This window comes from Xenorhabdus bovienii SS-2004, from assembly GCF_000027225.1.
GTDB lineage: Bacteria > Pseudomonadota > Gammaproteobacteria > Enterobacterales > Enterobacteriaceae > Xenorhabdus > Xenorhabdus bovienii_C.
This window is the reverse complement of sequence record NC_013892.1, coordinates 4,136,928-4,157,197: the sequence shown is the minus strand read 5'-3', so window position 1 is coordinate 4,157,197 and position 20,270 is coordinate 4,136,928. Positions and strand designations below refer to the sequence as shown.

Sequence of the window (20,270 nt, the reverse complement as noted above, 5' to 3'; positions counted from 1 at the left end):
AGGTTGATTAATTATCCTGATTGAGCCATTGCATATATTCAGTGACGCCTTCGGCAACGGTTTTGAATGGTTTGTCATAACCCGCAGCACGAAATTTTGTCAGGTCAGCTTGAGTAAAACTCTGATAGCGTCCCTTTAATTTTTCCGGGAATTCAATATATTCCACGACAGGGGATTTTTCTTGATGGAACCCGGTAACGGCATCGGCAACGGCTTGGAAAGATTCGGCGCGGCCCGTACCACAATTAAAAATGCCAGAAATGCTGTTTTTCCAGAACCACAGGTTCACTGCGGCAACATCACTGACAGAGATGAAATCGCGGCGGAAATGTTCACTACCGGCGAATAACTTCGGATTTTGGCCTTGGTGAATCTGATTGTTTAAATGGTAGGCGACACTGGCCATGCTGCCTTTATGTCCTTCGCGTGGCCCATAAACATTGAAATAACGGAAGCCACAAATTTGAGAATCCGCCTGTGGCAAAATATCGCGGACATACTGGTCAAACAGGAACTTGGAGTAGCCATAAACATTGAGAGGTTTTTCATACTGACGCTCTTCAATGAAATTATCACTGCGGCCACCGTAGGTTGCAGCCGAGGAGGCATACAGAAAAGGGATCTGGCGCTCAAGACAGTAATGCAATATATCTTTGGAGTACTGATAATTATTGTCCATCATATACTTGCCATCCCATTCCGTTGTGGATGAGCACGCGCCTTCATGGAAAATGGCATCAATATCGCCAAAATCATCACCCGCAACGATGCTGGCAATGAAATCTTCCTTATCTATGTAATCGGTGATATCCAAATCAACCAGATTGACGAATTTTGTGCCGTCTTTCAGATTATCAACAACCAGAATATCCTTATAGCCTTCGTCATTCAGTGCCTTGACGATATTGCTGCCAATAAACCCTGCGCCGCCAGTGACAATAATCATTTGGCTCACCTCTAAATAGTCAGTTCACTTTATCTTTGATGCGTATAATAGCACTTAACATTCCTGACGACAGCAGCTTAAACAGGGGAAAATCCTGAGATCTTGCCGCATATCAGCCTCCAAGCCGTGATCGGCTTTACAAAGTTGATATTATCTTTCTCACTGTGTCGTCACTGGCAGGATCTATAAGTAAAATACACCACGCTTTTCACTTATTCAGGTACTCAGGAGAGAAAAATGTCAGCGTCTTTTTATCAGAAAATGAATGAGCAGTTGGAACAAACCCGTGCGGAAGGATTATTCAAAAATGAACGTATCATCACTTCTGCGCAGAATGCCGATATTACCGTTGCCGATGGTAGCCAAGTTATTAATTTTTGTGCCAATAATTATTTAGGGTTAGCTAATCACCCGGACCTGATCGCTGCCGCAAAAGCGGGACTGGATAGCCATGGTTTTGGCATGGCATCTGTTCGTTTTATCTGTGGTACGCAAGACTCCCATAAAGAACTGGAAAATAAAATAGCTGAATTTCTGGGTATGGAAGATGCCATTCTGTACTCTTCATGTTTTGATGCGAACGGCGGCCTGTTCGAGACATTATTCGGGCCGGAAGATGCCATTATTTCAGATTCTCTGAACCATGCTTCGATCATTGATGGCATTCGTTTGTGCAAGGCAAAGCGTTATCGCTATGCCAATAATGATATGCAGGAATTAAGAGCACAGTTGGAAAAAGCAAAAGCAGACGGTGCGGAGAATATTCTGGTTGCAACCGATGGGGTGTTCTCAATGGACGGTGTGATTGCTGACTTGAAATCGGTCTGTGATCTGGCCGATGAATTTGATGCGCTGGTCATGGTTGATGATTCCCACGCTGTTGGGTTTGTTGGCAAAGGCGGACGTGGTACACATGAATACTGTGATGTCATGGGTCGCGTTGACATTATCACTGGCACACTCGGTAAAGCGCTGGGCGGTGCATCTGGCGGTTATACTGCGGCACGCAAAGAAGTTGTTGAATGGCTGCGTCAGCGTTCACGCCCTTATCTGTTCTCCAATTCACTGGCACCTTCCATTGTAGCAGCCTCTATCAAAGTGCTGGATATGCTGAAACATGGCGACGAATTACGCGATCGCCTGTGGAGAAATGCCAACCTGTTCCGTGCAAAAATGACCGCCGCAGGCTTTACACTGGCTGGTGCAGATCACGCGATCATCCCTGTTATGTTAGGAGATGCGAAACTGGCGCAGGAATTCGCTGCCGAGCTGCTGAAAGAAGGCATCTATGTGATTGGATTCTTCTATCCCGTTGTTCCGAAAGATCAGGCACGTATCCGCACCCAAATCTCTGCTGCCCATACCGAAGAGCAAATCGAACATGCGGTGGCTGCGTTTATCCGTATCGGTAAACAGTTGAATGTTATTGCATAAGGTATCACTATGAAATCACTGTCAAAATTAAAGCCAGAAGAAGGTATTTGGATGGCGGATGTGCCCACACCGGAACTGGGGCACAATGATGTGATGATTAAAATTCGCAAGACCGCCATCTGTGGTACGGATGTACACATCTATAACTGGGATGACTGGTCTCAGAAAACGATTCCTGTGCCGATGGTGGTAGGGCACGAATATGTCGGTGAAGTGGTCGCGATTGGTCAGGAAGTCAAAGGGTTCAACATCGGCGACCGTGTGTCTGGTGAAGGCCACATCACTTGTGGTCATTGCCGTAACTGCCGGGGTGGGCGTACCCACTTGTGCCGTAATACGACCGGCGTTGGCGTGAACCGTGCGGGTGCATTTGCGGAATATCTGGTTATCCCGGCATTTAATGCCTTCAAAATTCCGGACAATATTCCAGATGAACTCGCCGCTATTTTTGACCCGTTTGGCAATGCTGTTCACACTGCACTGTCTTTTGATCTGGTCGGGGAAGATGTACTGGTATCTGGTGCTGGCCCGATTGGTATTATGGCGGCTGCGGTGTGTAAGCATGTCGGAGCACGTCATGTCGTGATTACAGATGTCAATGAATATCGGCTTGATTTGGCGCGTAAAATGGGTGTCACCCGTGCCGTGAATGTCAGTAAGGAAAATCTGACCGATGTCATGAAAGAATTAGGCATGACAGAAGGTTTTGATATAGGGCTGGAAATGTCAGGCGCGCCACAGGCATTCCGCACTTTATTGAGTACCATGAACCACGGTGGGCGCATTGCCCTGTTGGGGATCCCACCTTCAGATATGGCGATAGATTGGAATCAGGTCATCTTTAAGGGGCTGTTTATCAAAGGGATCTATGGCCGTGAAATGTTTGAGACATGGTACAAAATGGCGGCATTGATCCAGTCTGGTTTAGATTTGACCCCGATTATTACTCACCAATTCTCGATTGATGATTTCCAGAAAGGTTTTGATATCATGCGTTCAGGGCAATCCGGCAAAGTGATCCTGAATTGGGATTAACTGACTATCTGGAATAGCCGTTAAAAATCAGCACAGGTGTCTGTCGTTGTACGGGCGCCTGTGTTGCCTTGTACTGTTTTATCTTTTTGCGCCGACTCTGTTTTTCCCAAAAGTTTATCAATGTGCTGACTCAACGTCTCAACAATAGCATTGTGCGTTAATGCGTTGCCTATCCTCTTGAGATAATCCAGCTTGGTTGCAGGTACGGCTGCTGGTTCATGAGGTTTTGCACATTTACGTGCAGTCTGGTGATCGTTTTTGCTCGCTGAAGTGGGGTTTAACAGCCTGCTGGGTGTTACCAGTTCAATATCGTCAGGTAACGCTGTGAGGGCTTGCTGTAAGGCCCGAACCGTGGTTGGGTAAGGATGCCCAATAGCAATGGCAGAACCTTGCTTACGGGCAAGCGCAATGGCTCGATTGAGCTGATGCCGTGTTTCTGCTTCTGTCTGCACATTATCCAGAAAAACATGACGGCGGAGCACCTGAACCGGTGTTCCCATCGCTGCTTTGGTGACTTGTGTCTTGCCAATGGTCACGCTATCGAGAAAGTAGAGATGGTGGTAAGAAGATAACACTTGCATCACGTTCTCCATGCCATTGAGACTGGATGTCATTGCACTGCCCATATGATTATTCATGCCCATGGCATGAGGCACTTTCTGTATGGCATCGTGAATAATACGGCCAATTTCTTCTCGGCTCATGGAAGGATGCAGCGTATTTTTCTCCAATGGCTGTTTACTGAGTGGAGCCATTGGCAGGTGGATCAAAATCTCCCGGCCTTGTTTATGGGCTTTTTGCGCCATCTCCCGGCCGTGTGGAGAATCTGGCAATATTGCGATAGAAACCGCCGTTGGCATTTGTAATATTTTGTTTTCATGGTGAACACGATAGCCAAAGTCATCAATGACAATGGCCAGACGTGCGGCATGTGCATTCAGGGTAAACAGTAATGATAGACAAAACAGGAGTATCCAAGATAACAGTGTGAACGGGATAACTCGCCTGATTAACCGAGACTTCACCATTATTTTCTCTTCCCCTATTTCCCTAACCATGGCAATGGATTAACTGCCCGACCCTGACGGCGGATCTCAAAATACAGTGAAGGCTGCTGCTGGCCGCCGCTGCTGCCAACCAACGCTATAGATTGCCCGGCTCGTACCTGTTGCCCAACACTGACCAGCGTCGTTTTGTTATAACCATAAATGCTCATATCTCCTTTGCCGTGTTGCACTACCACAACCAAACCATAGCCTTGCAGCCAGTCTGCCAACAGTACCCGTCCATCGGAAATCGCTTTCACTTCCGTATTGTCTGCTGCGGCAATAACGATCCCTTTCCAGCGTAGCTCACCTTGTATTGCTTCACCAAAACTATGGATGACCCGACCGCGTACCGGCCAGATTGCCTGCCCGGCCGGGCGCCCAAGCCCATCCGTTCGAGCCATCAGCGAGCGCTCTTCTTCCGTCGGTTTGTAGCGGGAACCTTTCTGCTGAGCCTGTTTCTGCTTGGCTGCGACTTGTGCACGGACTCGTGCGGCTTCACGAGCCTCTCGTTCAGCACGGGCTTTGGCTTCCCGCTCTGCTTTGGCAATTTTATTCCTTAGCTGGGCTTCATTCTGCCGAAGCTCGGTCAGACTTTGTTGATCTTTTTGCAGTGAAGACTCAAGCTCCGTTAACGTTTTTTGCCGCGCAATATGGACAACTTCCATTTTCTGTTTTTGTTGCTTTTGGCTGCTCAGTATTGTTTTCTGCTCATTTTGTTTTTCCAGTTGCAGCTTTTTTTGCTGGTTAAGCTGCTCGGTTGTTTTTTGCAGTTTGTTGATCGTTTCCTGACGCGCCTGATTCAGATAACTGTAGTAAGCCAGTATGCGCTCTTTGCGTTGAGTTTCCTGACCATTGAATAGCAGTTCTAATCCTTGGTGATTTCCCTGCCGGAATGCTGAATCCAATTGTTTGGCAAGCAGACGACGCTGTTCTTTTTGTTGAATTTGCAGGCGTTTGATATTCGCATTCAGTGATGTAATTTCATTGCCCAGTTTATTCAAGCGGGTTTGAGTGCCATGTAGAGAAAGCCCCACTTCTGAGATTGTGCTCTCTTGATCCTTTAATTGACTCAGCAGATTAGTGCGTTTTTTTTGCTGTTGCTTGACACTTTCCTCTTTCTCGGCAATATCTTGCTGAATATCCTTGAGCTGGTTTTTACTCTCTGAAATCTGATTGGCAAAGGTATCTGTGCTGAAAAAGGCAAACAGCAATATACAGAGCAATAAGCTTCTGTTCTGGGGTTGCCATTGATCCTGCTTCTGCCGCTGATTACGGCTCTTTAGATCCTTACTATCAGCCATCTTATTGAGTACCTTGCCGATCATATCGTGTCCGATTATTTCATGAGGGGTTACTTCTGACCAGAGAACAGACTGTTTTTTATCTTTTTAAATAATATAAATTTTAGTTAATTTAGCTCATTTATTGGTGAAAATCCTGCACCGGCTCCGTGTGATATAAAATATTTTGGTGAAACATGACAATCAAATGAATCTCGGAGGATTTTTGCTTTTTCTCGAAACTCTCCGCAAAATCTACACTGGGCTGGCGCTAATTGGCTGTAATTGACGCAACACACAGGTATACTCTGCTACCTTAGATATTTGTTATTAACTAACGGGAGTTGTTTCCCCCCATGCTGCAAGAAATCATGCAATTTATTAGCCGGAATACTATCCTGAGTCTTGCCTGGATTGCATTGCTGGTGGCTGTCATTGTCATGACGGCAAAAAGCGTGTTCTCCAAGAGTAAAGAGATCACCCGTGCACAGGCTATCCATTTCATCAATAAGGAAGATGCTGTCGTCGTGGATTTACGCTCCCGTGACGATTTCCGCAGAGGGCATATTATTGGTTCCGTTAACCTGACACCATCTGAGATTAAAGAAAATAATCTGGGTGAGTTTGAAAAGCATAAAAAACAGCTTGTCATTGTGGTTTCAGCGAATGGTCTGGAATCCAGAACGCCGGCTGAGCATCTGATCCGTGCAGGCTTTGAACGGGTTTATTCCCTGAAAGAGGGAATTACGGGATGGTCAGGTGAAAATCTGCCATTGGCCCGAGGCAAAAAATAACGAACACGGGTGTAAGCGGTATGCTTACGTCATCAAAGTTTAATCAGGACGTCTTAACAAGGTAAAATCATTATGTCAGAACAAAACAACACCGAAATGGCTTTCCAGATCCAGCGTATCTACACGAAAGATGTTTCTTTCGAAGCACCGAAAGCACCTCAGATTTTCCAGCTGGAATGGCAGCCGGAAGTCAAATTGGATTTGGATACCGCCTCCAATGAATTAGCTCAGGGAGTCTATGAAGTTGTTCTGCGTGTTACTGTCACAGCGGCATTAGGGGAAGAAACGGCGTTCCTGTGTGAAGTTCAGCAGGCGGGTATTTTCTCTATCGACGGTATTGATGGAACCCAATTGGCACATTGCTTAGGTGCCTATTGCCCGAACATTCTGTTCCCATATGCCCGTGAGTGCATCACCAGCCTGGTAGGCCGTGGTACTTTCCCACAACTGAATCTGGCGCCAGTCAACTTTGATGCGCTGTTCATGAATTACCTGCAACAGCAGGCTGAACAGTCTGAGCCTAGTGAGACTACTCAGGAAGCCTGATGAATACCGCTTCTATGACAGTTATCGGTGCCGGTTCATACGGCACCGCTTTAGCCATCACACTGGCTCGCAACGGGCATGAAGTTGTGCTCTGGGGGCATAACCCTCAGCATATCCACGCCTTGCAGCAGGCGCGTTGCAATCAGGCATTTTTGCCGGATATTTCTTTCCCTGATAACTTATTGCTCGAAGCAGACCTGAAAAATGCGGTTTCAACCAGCAGTAATATTCTGATCGTGGTTCCCAGCCATGTTTTCGGGGATGTATTACAGCAGATAAAACCATATTTACAGCCGGATTCCCGGATTGTCTGGGCAACGAAAGGCCTTGAAGCAGAAACCGGGCGTTTATTGCAGGATGTGGCACGTGAGATATTGGGTAACGAAATCCCATTGGCTGTGGTATCTGGCCCGACATTCGCCAAAGAACTGGCAGCAGGTTTGCCGACAGCAATTGCTGTATCTGCGACGACCCCTGAATTTGGCGAAGAACTCCAGCAGCTTTTTCACTGCGGCAAAAGTTTTCGTGTGTATAAGAACCCGGATTTCACTGGCGTACAGCTTGGCGGCGCAATAAAAAATGTTATTGCAATTGGTGCCGGGATATCTGATGGTATGGGTTTTGGGGCAAATGCTCGCACAGCATTAATCACCCGAGGCTTGGCCGAGATGAGTCGCCTTGGTATCGCATTAGGCGCTGATCCTTCGACATTTATAGGTATGGCCGGATTGGGTGATTTAGTTTTGACCTGTACTGATAACCAATCTCGTAACCGTCGTTTTGGCATGATGCTGGGTCAAGGTATCAGCGTTGACGATGCACAACGTGAGATTGGTCAAGTTGTTGAAGGCTATCGTAACACCAAAGAAGCTCGGGCATTGGCAGAACGAGCCGGTGTTGAGATGCCGATTACAGAACAGATCTATCAGATACTATATTGTAATAAGAACGTTATCGAAGCAGCCCAGACATTATTGGGCAGAGCGACAAGAGATGAGGGAGAAAACCTTAACTCTTGAGTTAGCTAAAATAGCCGTAAATCCTCGTTCGATGTATCAGAGTGTATAGTGGGAAGTGAGTCCACTTAGGGCGGGAAACAGTCAAATGAGAATGATTGCTATGTCTCGAGAAGAACTGAACGAAGTCTGGAAAAATATAAAGAATGAAGCAAGGGAGCTGGCTGATTGTGAACCCATGTTAGCCAGTTTTTTTCACGCAACATTACTCAAGCATGAAAACCTTGGTAGTGCTTTGAGCTATATGCTGGCAAATAAACTGGCAACCCCGATTATGCCTGCGATTGCGGTCAGAGAAGTTGTTGAAGACGCTTACCGCAGCGATCCAGAGATGATTGGCTCGGCAGCCCGTGATATCAAAGCCGTTCGCCTGCGTGACCCCGCCGTGGACAAATATTCAACACCGTTACTCTATCTTAAAGGCTTCCATGCATTACAGGCATACCGCATAGCGCACTGGCTCTGGAATCAAGAGCGCAAGGCATTGGCGATTTATATGCAAAATCAGATATCCGTCTCTTTTAGTGTCGATATTCACCCAGCCGCGAAAATTGGCTGCGGTATCATGCTCGACCACGCAACCGGTATTGTGATTGGTGAAACCGCAGTGGTTGAGAATGATGTCTCCATTCTGCAATCTGTCACACTTGGTGGTACAGGCAAAGCTGGCGGGGATCGTCATCCGAAAGTGCGTGAAGGGGTGATGATTGGTGCAGGCTCTAAGATCCTCGGCAATATTGAAATTGGCCGTGGCGCGAAAATTGGGGCGGGTTCCGTTGTCTTACGTGCTGTTCCACCTCATACCACCGTTGCGGGCGTACCGGCGCGGATTGTGGGTAAACCCGAAAGTGACAAACCATCACTGGATATGAACCAGCATTTTAATGGTATCAATAATGGGTTTGAGTATGGGGATGGGATTTGAGATCCTATCGCTGTTTGTAATCAAGAATTAAAGCCATTCAGCGTGATACAAGCGCTGAATGGCCTAATATTAATCCCGTAATAACGCCCCTGAATATCCCAGCTGCCGCCATGCTTCAAAAACCACCACAGCCACAGAATTGGAAAGATTCATACTGCGACTGTCTGACAGCATAGGGATCCTGATTTTCTGCTCTGTTGGCATATTATCTAATACATAAGCGGGTAACCCACGGGTTTCTGGGCCAAACATCAGGTAATCACCATCCTGATAGCTGACATTACTGTGCGCTGGCGTGCCTTTTGTGGTTAAGGCAAACAACCGCGCCCCAGACGGGGATTGTGAATTCACCGGACTTAAACCTTCACTTACCAAGAAAGCATGGAAATCGTGATGCTGTTTAATGTTAGCGAACTCGTGGTAATCCAACCCTGCGCGACGCAGGCGTTTATCATCCCATGTGAAGCCCAAGGGTTGGATTAAATGAAGCTGGCAGCCTGTGTTGGCACAAAGGCGAATAATGTTTCCCGTGTTAGGCGGGATTTCTGGTTCGAATAGGACGATGTTTAGCATGGGACATATGATAACAGAATGAGGTAGAGAGTGTAATTGTTAATAGTAAGTGTGGCATTAAATTAATTTGAGTAGCATATCTAATAACTGTTATCTCTTGGGATGGTTAATTTTTATCAAATATTATTAATATTTTAAATAATTAATCGTTACCAAATAAATCTCGCGTATACACTTTTTCTTTCACATCCTTGAGTTCTTCAGACATGCGATTAGAGATAATTATATCTGATATAGATTTAAAATATTCTAAATCGCGAATAAGTTTAGAGTTGAAAAAATACTCATCTGTCATTTCTGGTTCAAATATAACAACTTCAATGCCTTTAGCTTTGATTCTTTTCATGATCCCCTGAATTGAAGATGCTCTAAAATTGTCAGAGTTTGATTTCATAATTAATCGATAAACACCGACAATTTTAGGATTTTTGCTAAGGATTGAATCAGCGATAAAATCTTTGCGTGTACGATTAGCTTCCACAATTGCATTAATAATATTATTTGGTACTTTTTGATAGTTAGCAAGTAATTGTTTAGTGTCTTTAGGTAAGCAATAGCCACCATATCCAAATGATGGATTATTATAGTGATTACCAATTCTAGGATCTAAAGAAACACCTTCGATAATTTGGCGAGTGTTTAATTCATTGATTTCTGCATAACTATCAAGTTCGTTAAAATATGCTACTCGCATAGCTAAATATGTATTTGAAAATAATTTTATTGCTTCTGCTTCAGTTGATTCAGTAAAAAGAATAGGAATGTCTTTTTTTATAGCTCCTTCGAGTAGAAGATCAGAAAATAATTGTGCCCTTTCAGATTTTTCGCCAATAACAATTCTAGATGGATATAAATTGTCGTATAATGCGCGTCCTTCTCTGAGAAATTCTGGAGAGAAAATAATATTGTCCGTATTATATTTTTCTCTCATCTGTTTCGTAAAACCAACAGGAATTGTTGATTTAATTATCATTATAGCTGTGGGATTATAATACAGAACATCTTCTATGACAGATTCGACAGATTTTATATTAAAATAGTTAGTTTTAGGGTCGTAATCTGTAGGTGTTGCAATGATAACAAAGTCAGCGTTTTCATATGCAAGTTTTTTATCAAGTGTTGCAATGAGGTCTAATTTTTTTTCTTTTATATAGAATTCTATTTCTTTATCGACAACTGGAGATTTTTTTTTATTTATAAGATTGACTTTTTCTTCGCTAATATCTAACGCAATAACTTTATGTTTTTGTGATAAAAGAATTCCGTTAGATAAGCCCACGTATCCTATACCTGCTATTGTTATATCCATTCTTAAATGTTCTCTATTTAAATTTTTTAATTAAACCAAAAAAAGCGTATGAAATGAAATAAATGGATGATTTAACAAAACCTAGAGTTAATATATTTCTATATAAATGCCATTGAGATTTAGCTGCATTATACTTATTTCCAGATAAGCTATTTTTTGAAACTCGATAGTAAGCTAAAATTTCTGGAATGCCATAGGCATTGCCTGAAATATTCATTATCTTTAACCAAAGAGCCATATCTTGTCTTCTTCTTATCAGCGGCATGTATAACTTTCCAACTTTTTGAGTGTCATAGATAGCAGTTAGGCATCCAATAACATTCGTGAATAATAATTTTTTGCTGTTAGTAAATTTGGGAGCCTTTATAATTCCTTTTAATTGTCCATCTTCATTTATTTTTTGATAGTAACTATAAGAAAGAGCACATTCTTTTTTAAGCATAAAGGAAATTTGTTTTTCTAATTTATTAGGATGCCATAGATCATCGCTATCTAGAAAAGCTATAAATCTCCCACTAGAGTGTTCTATACTGTTATTTCTAGCAGCCCCTGCACCAAGATTTTTTTCATGTTTAAAAATTTTTATTTGAGGATATATTAGAGAGTATTTAGATATTATATCAAAAGTATTATCATTTGAATGATCATCAGTAATAATAAGCTCCCAGTGTTTATATGTTTGCTTTAGGATTGAGTTAATACTATCTTCAATATACTTTGATGAGTTATAAGTGGGCATTATAATTGAAACTAGACTATTCATTATGTAGTTTAATATTTAGTTGGATAACGATAATTCATCTATTTTAGTATAGAAATCTAAAAGTTTTTCGCATTCTATAGACCAATTATATTTTTTTTCTATTGCTACTCTTGCGTTTTTCCCCATTTCTTTTGATATGTCTGAGTTATTTATTATAAAATCTATGGCATTAGCTATTTCTGTAGGTTCAAGGGGATTTACAAGAAGGCCACAATTGTTACTAGATATAATTTCTTTCCATAAGGGGAAATTTGAGGCAATTATAGGAATTCCTGCGGCCATGTATTCAAACATTTTTACAGGAAGAGAGTCTAAGTAATTTATAGTTGGATGTAATACTACTAGACCTGCTTTTGATATGGAAAATAATTCATTTATTTGCTTTCTATTTAAAAAGCCTAAGAATTCAATTTCATTTGAATTTTTGTTATTTTTTACTTCATTCTCAAATTTGTTATTTGGGAAATTTCCTCCTATGGTTATTTTAGTGTTTGTTTTTATATCAGAAACAGATTCAACCATTTCTTTTATACCCCTAATATTAGAAATTGCACCAACATAACATATTCTATTTTCTTTTTTATCCCAGATGATATTTGTATTGGTTATATCATTTATGATAGGGAAATTATTCACAGCGATTGTGTTTTTATTGATTTTTATTAATTTTTCTTTGATTGATGTGGTTGCAGATATTATACCATCAAATTTGGATAAGCTGTATTTTTCATAATATGAATATAATCTAGAAATTATTTTTTTTAAACTTTTTTGTAAGTATGGTTTTCCAAGTATTTGCTGTGAAACATTTTCGTGTGAGTCAAAAATAACTATTTTACCTTTCTTTTTTAATTTTAACCCAATGGGTATGAGTTCAGGATCGTGTAGATGATATATATTTGCATCTACTTCTAAGGCTTTTTTATATATCTTATTAGTGGATGTTAATATCCTGTTGAGCCTCCCTGATGGTTTTCCTACATCTAGTATATTTATGTTTTGAATAAGTTCATCTTCTTTTCCATCTGCAACAATTAAATATACATCATAACCAAATGTACTAAGAGATGTACATTCTTTTAATAAAATACGAGTGTCATAACGATGATGAACTGAAGTTAAGTGTGCAATTTTCATGATTGTTATTTATTCTTTCTGAGTAAAATCAACATTAGAGTAGCTACAAATAGACCATGTGTAAGCATCACAGTTAATAGATCTGATGAAATTAATAAGCTTCTCAAAGGTGTTACAACTAATATTAATCCAAGCCATAATGTAGGGCCTTTATTAGATAATATATTTAACCATTTTAGATATATACCAAGTATTATACTATATAAGAATATGCCTAGTAATCCTGCTTGAGCAAAACCGCTGCTTATATATCCATTATTAGCATATATGTCAGTGCCTATATATATTCCAATGGTTTTAGATATTCCCGCCTCATAAATATTAGGTTGTATAAATTTTAATATAGAATTGCTCCACATAGAATAAGGGTTATGTTGGAAAAATTCAAAATAGACATAAGTTAAATTAGCAGGTACAAAAAAAACACGCCTAATAAACATAGAAGGAAAAATAGTTTCATTAACTATGTTATATAATAATAAACCACAAAGAACGGTAGTGCTAAAAACTAATGGCACAGATGATAGAGCATTAGTACGACTAAAATAAAAATAAATTCCAATTACAAAAAAAGGTGCAAATAATACCGATTTATGGGCTGATATACTATAGAAAAAGATTTGACATATTATAACAAATAAAAACGTGATGTATTTTTTTCTCCATAAAGAATAGCCAAGGAGTGATAAAGAAAAAACACTGTAGACCCAATCATTAACATAAGCTAAAATACCTATATTTGTTATTGCACTATTTTTTTCTCTAAATTCATAAACTTTAGTTATATTAAAATTTATATTATTTACTGCACCAGAAAAAAAATACCAACAAACAAGATATATAACCATTATTAATGATATTAGATAGAAAATTTTGTCGCCATTTTTTATTATTGGTACTATTGATATTTTAGGTGTTTTTATAGAAGTATTGGTCAACCACCTTATAAATAAAATGGAGGCTAATGAATAAATAACAGGAGTAAGAGGTAAATTTGAATCCATTCCGTATAGTACAATAATAGGAGCTAATAAAGCAAACAAGGCTTGGGAATGAAAGTAGTCAGATATTTTATTCATAAGGTGTGGAGATAAAATTAGTAATAGTAAAAATAAAATCCACCCAAAAAAATATTGTAATATATTGAAATTAATATGAAAACCTGAATATCCATATAATGGATTTACAAAATTAACATATGATATGTCTAGTAGAAGTTTATATAATATTGATAGAAAGAAATATATATAACGTTTCTCTAGTAATTTAAATATTTTCACTTCATGCCTATTCAGTTAACAATGCTAAATATATTTCTCTCATTTTATTATTATAAAGTTCACTATTATGCCATAGTAATGTAAACTCACCATTAAACTTTTTGCATATATTTTTATAATATAAAAACAAGGTCTTTGCATCGTTGGTATTTTTAATGTTCATATATTTCAATATAGAGGATTCCATTACAATCAAAGGTCTTATTCTTATGTTTAAAATTTCATTTGTTAGAGGGTTTATTGCGGGATATTCAAAACAAGTACCACAACGAAAACCAGGCCTATCAGCATAGCCGAGAGTGCTATCATAGTTTAAGCCAGCATTATTCCATGCAACTAGAGTTTCTGGGTGTGACCATCGTAAATAATGCATTCGTCCACCATACTGTTTTTGTTTTATATTTTCCTCAGCACATACATTTTGTAAGCGAGAAAATTCTTCTTTTATTTGTTGTGGATCTTGGAAGGAACTATAGCTAGGATGTAATCCTATAACATGTCCTCTAGAATGAATTTTTCGAAGTAAACCTCGTATTAGTGGGTCTTCAATCTCATAATCAGCGTCTTTAGTTCTATCTGTTCGCCCACAGATGAAATAGAACTCACTCTTTATGTTATTTTTTTCTGATAGGTTCATAATCCAATCAAAAGTAAAATATAGATCCTTATTAAGAACATGTTTATTATTTGATATTTTTATAAAAGGAGCATATATAATTGATGAAAATACTTTCTTACGAATTACATCGCCAGCAATATTTTTTATTAATTTAGTTAATTTACAATATTTAAATCTATATGGTCTATCAACATCATGTGTAGCATTAAATCTAAATTGATGCTTTTTTAGCACTGCATTTGGCCAAGTTTTTTCAATTATTTGTCTTAAAATATGTAACCATTCATCAACAATTGGGCGATTTAGATAATTATTTTTATAGGCATGAGACTCAATGGCAGGGAACCTATAGTGATTATCTAATACTTGCTCTTTATTTATTTCTTCTATTCTAGATAATATCCAATAAGTTAAACCAATAATATCATAATGAATATTATGTCCATATGACTTTTTTTCAATTAAAGGTTTTGGTAAATTTTTAATTGTTGGTGCTGGTAAGGGGGAGGCTAATATTGTCTCCCAGCCTTCTTCACATCCATTCCAAGTAGTAAACGACAATTTTGTATCTATGGAATAGAAGCTTGATTGTAATTCGTCAAGTATAATATATTTTTCTTCTTTTTGAAGATATAATTTTATACCTTTCTCTGTATATGAAGCATTAATTGGAATTCCAAATCGTTCTCTTATAATAAGTTGGAACCAAAGCAGTATGTTAGAATTAATGGATTTCATTTTTGTATATCTTTAGAACATGAACATGAACATGAAGATGTAGGGTAAAATGTGTAATTAATTTATTTGTAATGATTAATTCTCATTAAGAAACTACATCTTTAAGTGGGAGGAATATAAGTGTTATTTTAAATTTTTAAGGAAATAATATGTTTTTAATATCTTTGAATTTGTTTTAGAGATATGAAAATATGGTGTTTGTTCAGCGCCAAATGCTCTAAAAAATCTTTCAACAGGTTCAAGCATAGAGCCTTCAAAGTCAAAATTTTTTGTCACTGTAGATGCAAATTTTATTGCTTCCCATAAACATAAACTTGTTGCCCCACTATTTGGAAGTGATGGGTCTGCTCCTGCCATAATATAGTATGCGTTATTGTTATCCCATATTAGGTAAGCTCCAGCATGTTTTCTGCCTAATTTATCTTGAGCAATAAAAATTTTCCGAGATTTTTTTTCTGAACAAACTCTATCCAGATCGATAACAAAGTTATCTTCGTATGGAGGAGTTTTATTTTGACGTTCAAATACCTTGTTATTTAATTTTAAGAATTCATGAATATCTAAATCTGTACGTATTTCTAGCTCATAACGTTCTTTTGCTTTGCGAATATAACCTCTTATATTTGATTGAAATCCATTCCATAATTTCTCCTCATTACTTATGTCTGTAATTCTATATGTATATCTTGTACTTTGGGAAAAATTTTTCCAATAGAATGGCAACCAATTTTGTTGAGAATGATTCCAATTTTGAGAAAAGGAATGAAATTCAGGTAGCTGCTCTATGAGTGAAAACATTAGATCTTTTTGTTGACCTAGTGACTTGGTGTAATTGCTATTATTTTCCTTGAACCAGGGACCTAGAAACTGTGTTAATTTGGGCTGAGTGATTTTTTTTAGAAATTGAACTTTCTTTATCATATAAGGTAGGGAGGCAATAATTTCTCCATTTTCCTTTTGAACGATAGCTACATCCCAATTTTCTATTCCTGCAGTTGCGTCAAGCCACCAAGCTTGACTAAATATAGGGATTGTTTTCTCTGTTTCGCAGAGATTTTTATATAATTCTTTATTATTCTTCATGATCAATAAGAGCCCCAATAGATTTATAGTTAAAATATTTTAAATATGATTCAATTAATTCTGGATGTTTTTTTAATAATCTATAATCAATCTTTCGTACATCTCCGACTTTTTTTGCAGGATTTCCAGCGATTATTGAAAAGTCACTAAAATTTCCTTGCACATAAGAGAATGCTGTTACTATACATCCTTTCCCTATTTTTGTATTGGGCATAATGATTGCATTTGCGCCAATAAAAGTATTATCATCAATCTCAACACTACCTTTTATTCTTCCTTGAAGTTCTTGAAAAGGAATATTATGATATTCTTTATTGTAAAGACGTATAGAATTATGGCTACTATGAGTAAATATTCCCACTCTTGTGCCTATTTGGCAGTCATTTCCTATCTTTATGCCATTATATGTATCTAATATAGTAAAATGCCAAATAAAGGTATTATTACCTATATCTAGTTTTGACCAATGCGTAACATCAATAGCATTACTAAGGTATAAGGTCTTATTTTTGTACATAATCTTATATACTCTAGGTTTATAAGGTAAAAGACCGTTAAAGTATAAAACACTTTTCAATTTAATTAATGCTTTTTGAGGTACTAATGCTTTTATGGTTTTTTTTAATAGATTCATATTAAGGCTCTAAAGTAATTTAATTTTTAGTGTTTAATTATCTAATTTTAAGAGTTAATTTATTTTTTTATAATATGTTTATTAATAAGGTCTAAAGTATATTTGGAGTGTAAATGTTTCCCTTGCATGTGTAATAAAAATACTTCGAATTTATTGTAGGTATATGATGTTCCTCTGAAATCATTCTTTGGAAAAAGGAAATATATTGATTTTTTTAATCTTCTTAATATTGTTATTTTCTTTAATAATGAAATTATTTTATTTTCTTTGTTTTTAGGTAATTCTATTATTGGCTTTTCTTCATCTTCGTTATATTTTTCTTTTTGAAAATATTCAAATTGATTTCTGATAAAATGCTCATACCATGTTCTATGATATTTAAATTTATGTGAAGTTTGCATCCAGAAATCTGAGTAATTTTTATCCCATAATGGCAACCAAAATGTATATCCAAAAAACTCGTAGACTTTAATAGAATTTATAATAAATTTAACGTCATCTTCATATGCTGCCCAAAATAGTATAACATCTGAAAGATGACTGTTGTCGTAATATCCTGCTGTTTTTATTATTTCCTTAATCTTATTTTTTATTGCATTTTTGTTCTTCTTTTTTAAATATGGGTCATTGTTATAGTATAGATTATAAATGTGATCTACAATCTCACGTGTAGATTTTATCTTATCTATATTTTTATTTATAAGGGGAAAAGCACTTGCGATACTATGTCCTGGAACAAAAATAGAGTCATTTGGAATTAGGTTATTATCTTTAAGATATTTCACTGCAAGGAAATCTTGTGTATGGGGTAAACTTACATAGTTGCATGCATATAACATATAATTTTGAGTGTTTTTATCGGTTATATGTTTCTTGAAATTGAATTTTCCATAATCTATAAATATCCAAGGTATATTTAAGCTATTTGCCACTTGTTTGCTTTTTTTTATTTCATCGCAATTTTCTCTACCATAACTATAACTAATGATATTGTTATAGTTTGATTTTTTTAGAAGAGTTGCGATTAATTTTGAATCATATCCGGCGCTGAGAGGTATAACAATCTTTCTGCCATTAGCAAAATTTATTAATCTTTGAATTGAATCTGATAATATTTTTTTATTTTTGTTATAAAATTCCACATTGTCATAATCATATGTGTTATTTATACGAATGTTATAATACTGTTTTTCTATAGTTTTTTCTTTGATTATGACTATACAGCCTGCCTCTACTTGTTTTATGTTTTTAGATAATGTTTCATCACCAGCTACAAATGAATTTAAAATGATTTCTGTTTTAGCTGAATTATTTATTTCAGATATGGTTAAATTTTCCCTTATGTTTATAGCAATATCGCTTATTATCAATTCATTTTCATTTAGTGCATAAATTATAGGTATGCTTCTAATATGATCCGTTATTAAAATAACATTATCTTCGTGATAAAATATAATGGAAAAGAAACCATTAAAATTTTTTATGGCTTCAGGTATATTATTTTTTTTCTTACTTTTAATTAATATATCGATTATTTGATTTTTATCTATTTTTTCTTTTTTTAAAAAAATATTTCCTTTTATATATATGGTGCCATTTTTTATTTCTTCATAAAACCAATCGTTTGATAATATTATTTTAGGTTTCATTTTATACCTTTTTCTTTAACATATGCATGTATCTAAATATAATTAATATTAATGAGATAATTATACATCCAGCCCAATATATAGTATTTTCTTGAGTATTATTTAGGTGTATGTATAACATATATATTATTAAAGGAGAGTTTGTGAGTAATGATAATATAAAATTTATATACTGGTCTTTGAAGTATTGTTTGAATTTTATCTTTAATATTCTAAAAAGATAAACTAAAATGATACTCCAACATAGCATGTTTCCTATAGAATAGAACAGGATAGTATATATGTCATTATCTAAATATATACCAATATATAATGTAACTATGCTTGTTAGTAGTATTATTGCTTGAAATAATGTCCAGATTTTCTGTTTTCCTAATATCATATATGCTGAACTTATTGGGGATGTAATAAATACTATGTACATCAACATACAAAGTATCCTTGCATAATGTCCTGCAGTTTTCCATTCGTTTCCAAAAATATAATTAAACATGGTTGGTGAAATTAGCATTATCAATATTACGAAAGGAAAAGCTAATGTTACAAGTTTTTTATATATTTGATAGGTTAATTCATTTAGTCTATTTTCCCTGTAAAAATTGGAAGCCTCAGCATAATAGACATTAGATAGTGATTTTCCAATTAATTGAACAGGAAGTGTTAGGATTCTATCTGTTATTGCATAGAACCCAGCATATGCTGGATTAAAATGTATTGCTAATAAAAATATAGGTATCCTAGAGCTAGTATTATCTAATAGGGAACCCATTAAAATGTACTTAGGGAAATCTTTATATTTTCGTATGCCCCATATTAATCTTTTCCGCGATGGTATGACAAAAGATTTGGTTTTTTTTGAATATTTATATAATTTTAGACTTCCCATGAATTGATTTAATAATTGCCCTAATATCAAGCCTAAATCTTGTAATTTATATAAAGACAGCTGGGCAATAAGCATTGATAGAGTTTGACTGAATTTTGTTCTGGCAATCAGAGTGAAATTTTTATTTCTGCTGGCCCAATAAGTTAATGCCTGATAAATTCCAATGAATAATAATGACGCTGGGATTAGGTATAAATAGTTATTAAAATCTTGTAGTCCCATATTCCCTAGTAACTTTTTTGGGAAAAATATTATTATTAATATGGATGTGAAAGATGTAATTATAGTGAATGCTAAGGCTAAAAATAAAATAACTTTAGCTTGATTATCATACTTAGGCAAAACAATAGCTAATTCATAACGCAGACTTACAATTACATTGAGTATAGCGATTATACTTATATATGTTGCCAATACTCCAAAGGAATTCGGTGAATATAATCTTGTCATTAAAGGCATAAAAGCTATTGTAATTAATTGAGCTAATAATGTTCCTCCTGCCAAAGATAGCACATTATAGTAAAATTTATTTTTCTCTTTTATTTTAAGAAGAATGTTTTTAATATAATTCATG

At 36.7% G+C, this 20,270-nt stretch carries 19 protein-coding genes; 6 read left to right on the top strand and 13 right to left on the bottom strand.

From position 1 onward, the window contains the following. Positions 1-7: 7 nt before the first annotated feature. Complete coding sequence (gene rfaD / locus XBJ1_RS18575; protein ID WP_012990574.1) at positions 8-946, bottom strand: ADP-glyceromanno-heptose 6-epimerase; 939 nt, start codon at positions 944-946, stop codon at positions 8-10. Positions 947-1,183: 237 nt separating this feature from the next. Here rfaD and kbl point away from each other — a divergent pair, with 237 nt between their 5' ends. Together kbl and tdh are read left to right on the top strand one after the other, a co-directional pair. Further along, entirely contained in the window at positions 1,184-2,380 is a 1,197-nt protein-coding gene (gene kbl, locus XBJ1_RS18570) for a glycine C-acetyltransferase (protein WP_012990573.1), read from the top strand. A gap of 9 nt (positions 2,381-2,389) precedes the next feature. Then, positions 2,390-3,415 carry an L-threonine 3-dehydrogenase gene (gene tdh / locus XBJ1_RS18565; RefSeq protein ID WP_012990572.1) on the top strand — a complete coding sequence of 342 codons (1,026 nt, stop codon included), beginning with the start codon at positions 2,390-2,392 and terminating at the stop codon, positions 3,413-3,415. 20 nt (positions 3,416-3,435) lie between these two features. On the opposite strand, the gene XBJ1_RS18560 is transcribed toward tdh, so the two are convergent. Together XBJ1_RS18560 and envC are read right to left on the bottom strand one after the other, a co-directional pair. Beyond that, positions 3,436-4,443, bottom strand: coding sequence for a divergent polysaccharide deacetylase family protein (locus XBJ1_RS18560; protein ID WP_012990571.1), 1,008 nt, complete (start codon positions 4,441-4,443; stop codon positions 3,436-3,438). Positions 4,444-4,457: 14 nt separating this feature from the next. Continuing rightward, on the bottom strand, positions 4,458-5,765 hold the full coding sequence (gene envC / locus XBJ1_RS18555; RefSeq protein WP_012990570.1) for a murein hydrolase activator EnvC: 1,308 nt from the start codon (positions 5,763-5,765) through the stop codon (positions 4,458-4,460). A 335-nt stretch (positions 5,766-6,100) separates the two neighbouring features. Between envC and XBJ1_RS18550 the strand changes: the two genes are divergently transcribed. The 4 genes from XBJ1_RS18550 to cysE all read left to right on the top strand — a co-directional run bounded on the left by XBJ1_RS18550 (position 6,101) and on the right by cysE (position 9,025). Then, positions 6,101-6,538 carry a rhodanese-like domain-containing protein gene (locus XBJ1_RS18550; RefSeq protein WP_012990569.1) on the top strand — a complete coding sequence of 146 codons (438 nt, stop codon included), beginning with the start codon at positions 6,101-6,103 and terminating at the stop codon, positions 6,536-6,538. Positions 6,539-6,610: 72 nt separating this feature from the next. Further along, positions 6,611-7,084, top strand: coding sequence for a protein-export chaperone SecB (gene secB, locus XBJ1_RS18545; RefSeq protein ID WP_012990568.1), 474 nt, complete (start codon positions 6,611-6,613; stop codon positions 7,082-7,084). Next, entirely contained in the window at positions 7,084-8,103 is a 1,020-nt protein-coding gene (gene gpsA / locus XBJ1_RS18540; RefSeq protein ID WP_012990567.1) for an NAD(P)H-dependent glycerol-3-phosphate dehydrogenase, read from the top strand. Before secB ends, gpsA begins: the two co-directional genes overlap by 1 nt. A gap of 100 nt (positions 8,104-8,203) precedes the next feature. After that, complete coding sequence (gene cysE, locus XBJ1_RS18535) at positions 8,204-9,025, top strand: serine O-acetyltransferase (protein ID WP_038199648.1); 822 nt, start codon at positions 8,204-8,206, stop codon at positions 9,023-9,025. 69 nt (positions 9,026-9,094) lie between these two features. Here cysE and trmL read toward each other — a convergent pair whose 3' ends face one another. The 10 genes from trmL to XBJ1_RS18485 all read right to left on the bottom strand — a co-directional run bounded on the left by trmL (position 9,095) and on the right by XBJ1_RS18485 (position 20,269). After that, complete coding sequence (trmL, locus tag XBJ1_RS18530) at positions 9,095-9,598, bottom strand: tRNA (uridine(34)/cytosine(34)/5-carboxymethylaminomethyluridine(34)-2'-O)-methyltransferase TrmL (RefSeq protein WP_012990565.1); 504 nt, start codon at positions 9,596-9,598, stop codon at positions 9,095-9,097. A gap of 142 nt (positions 9,599-9,740) precedes the next feature. Beyond that, positions 9,741-10,907 (bottom strand): nucleotide sugar dehydrogenase, encoded by a 1,167-nt coding sequence (locus XBJ1_RS18525; protein ID WP_012990564.1) that lies wholly within the window; start codon positions 10,905-10,907, stop codon positions 9,741-9,743. Between the two features lie 13 nt (positions 10,908-10,920). Then, positions 10,921-11,670 (bottom strand): glycosyltransferase family 2 protein, encoded by a 750-nt coding sequence (locus tag XBJ1_RS18520; protein WP_012990563.1) that lies wholly within the window; start codon positions 11,668-11,670, stop codon positions 10,921-10,923. A 15-nt stretch (positions 11,671-11,685) separates the two neighbouring features. Then, on the bottom strand, positions 11,686-12,807 hold the full coding sequence (locus XBJ1_RS18515; RefSeq protein ID WP_012990562.1) for a glycosyltransferase: 1,122 nt from the start codon (positions 12,805-12,807) through the stop codon (positions 11,686-11,688). 5 nt (positions 12,808-12,812) lie between these two features. Then, positions 12,813-13,886 carry a hypothetical protein gene (locus tag XBJ1_RS18510; protein ID WP_143827701.1) on the bottom strand — a complete coding sequence of 358 codons (1,074 nt, stop codon included), beginning with the start codon at positions 13,884-13,886 and terminating at the stop codon, positions 12,813-12,815. A 208-nt stretch (positions 13,887-14,094) separates the two neighbouring features. Next, positions 14,095-15,444: a polysaccharide deacetylase family protein gene (locus XBJ1_RS18505; RefSeq protein WP_038199650.1), complete on the bottom strand. Its 1,350-nt coding sequence runs from the start codon at positions 15,442-15,444 to the stop codon at positions 14,095-14,097. A 123-nt stretch (positions 15,445-15,567) separates the two neighbouring features. Continuing rightward, positions 15,568-16,527 (bottom strand): GNAT family N-acetyltransferase, encoded by a 960-nt coding sequence (locus XBJ1_RS18500; protein ID WP_012990560.1) that lies wholly within the window; start codon positions 16,525-16,527, stop codon positions 15,568-15,570. Beyond that, positions 16,517-17,161: an acyltransferase gene (locus XBJ1_RS19150; protein ID WP_012990559.1), complete on the bottom strand. Its 645-nt coding sequence runs from the start codon at positions 17,159-17,161 to the stop codon at positions 16,517-16,519. The genes XBJ1_RS18500 and XBJ1_RS19150 overlap by 11 nt, the downstream gene beginning before the upstream one ends. A 59-nt stretch (positions 17,162-17,220) precedes the next feature. Then, positions 17,221-18,810, bottom strand: a complete 1,590-nt coding sequence (locus XBJ1_RS18490) for a hypothetical protein (protein ID WP_012990558.1) — start codon at positions 18,808-18,810, stop codon at positions 17,221-17,223. Between the two features lies 1 nt (position 18,811). Then, positions 18,812-20,269: a lipopolysaccharide biosynthesis protein gene (locus XBJ1_RS18485; RefSeq protein WP_012990557.1), complete on the bottom strand. Its 1,458-nt coding sequence runs from the start codon at positions 20,267-20,269 to the stop codon at positions 18,812-18,814. Position 20,270: the final 1 nt, after the last annotated feature.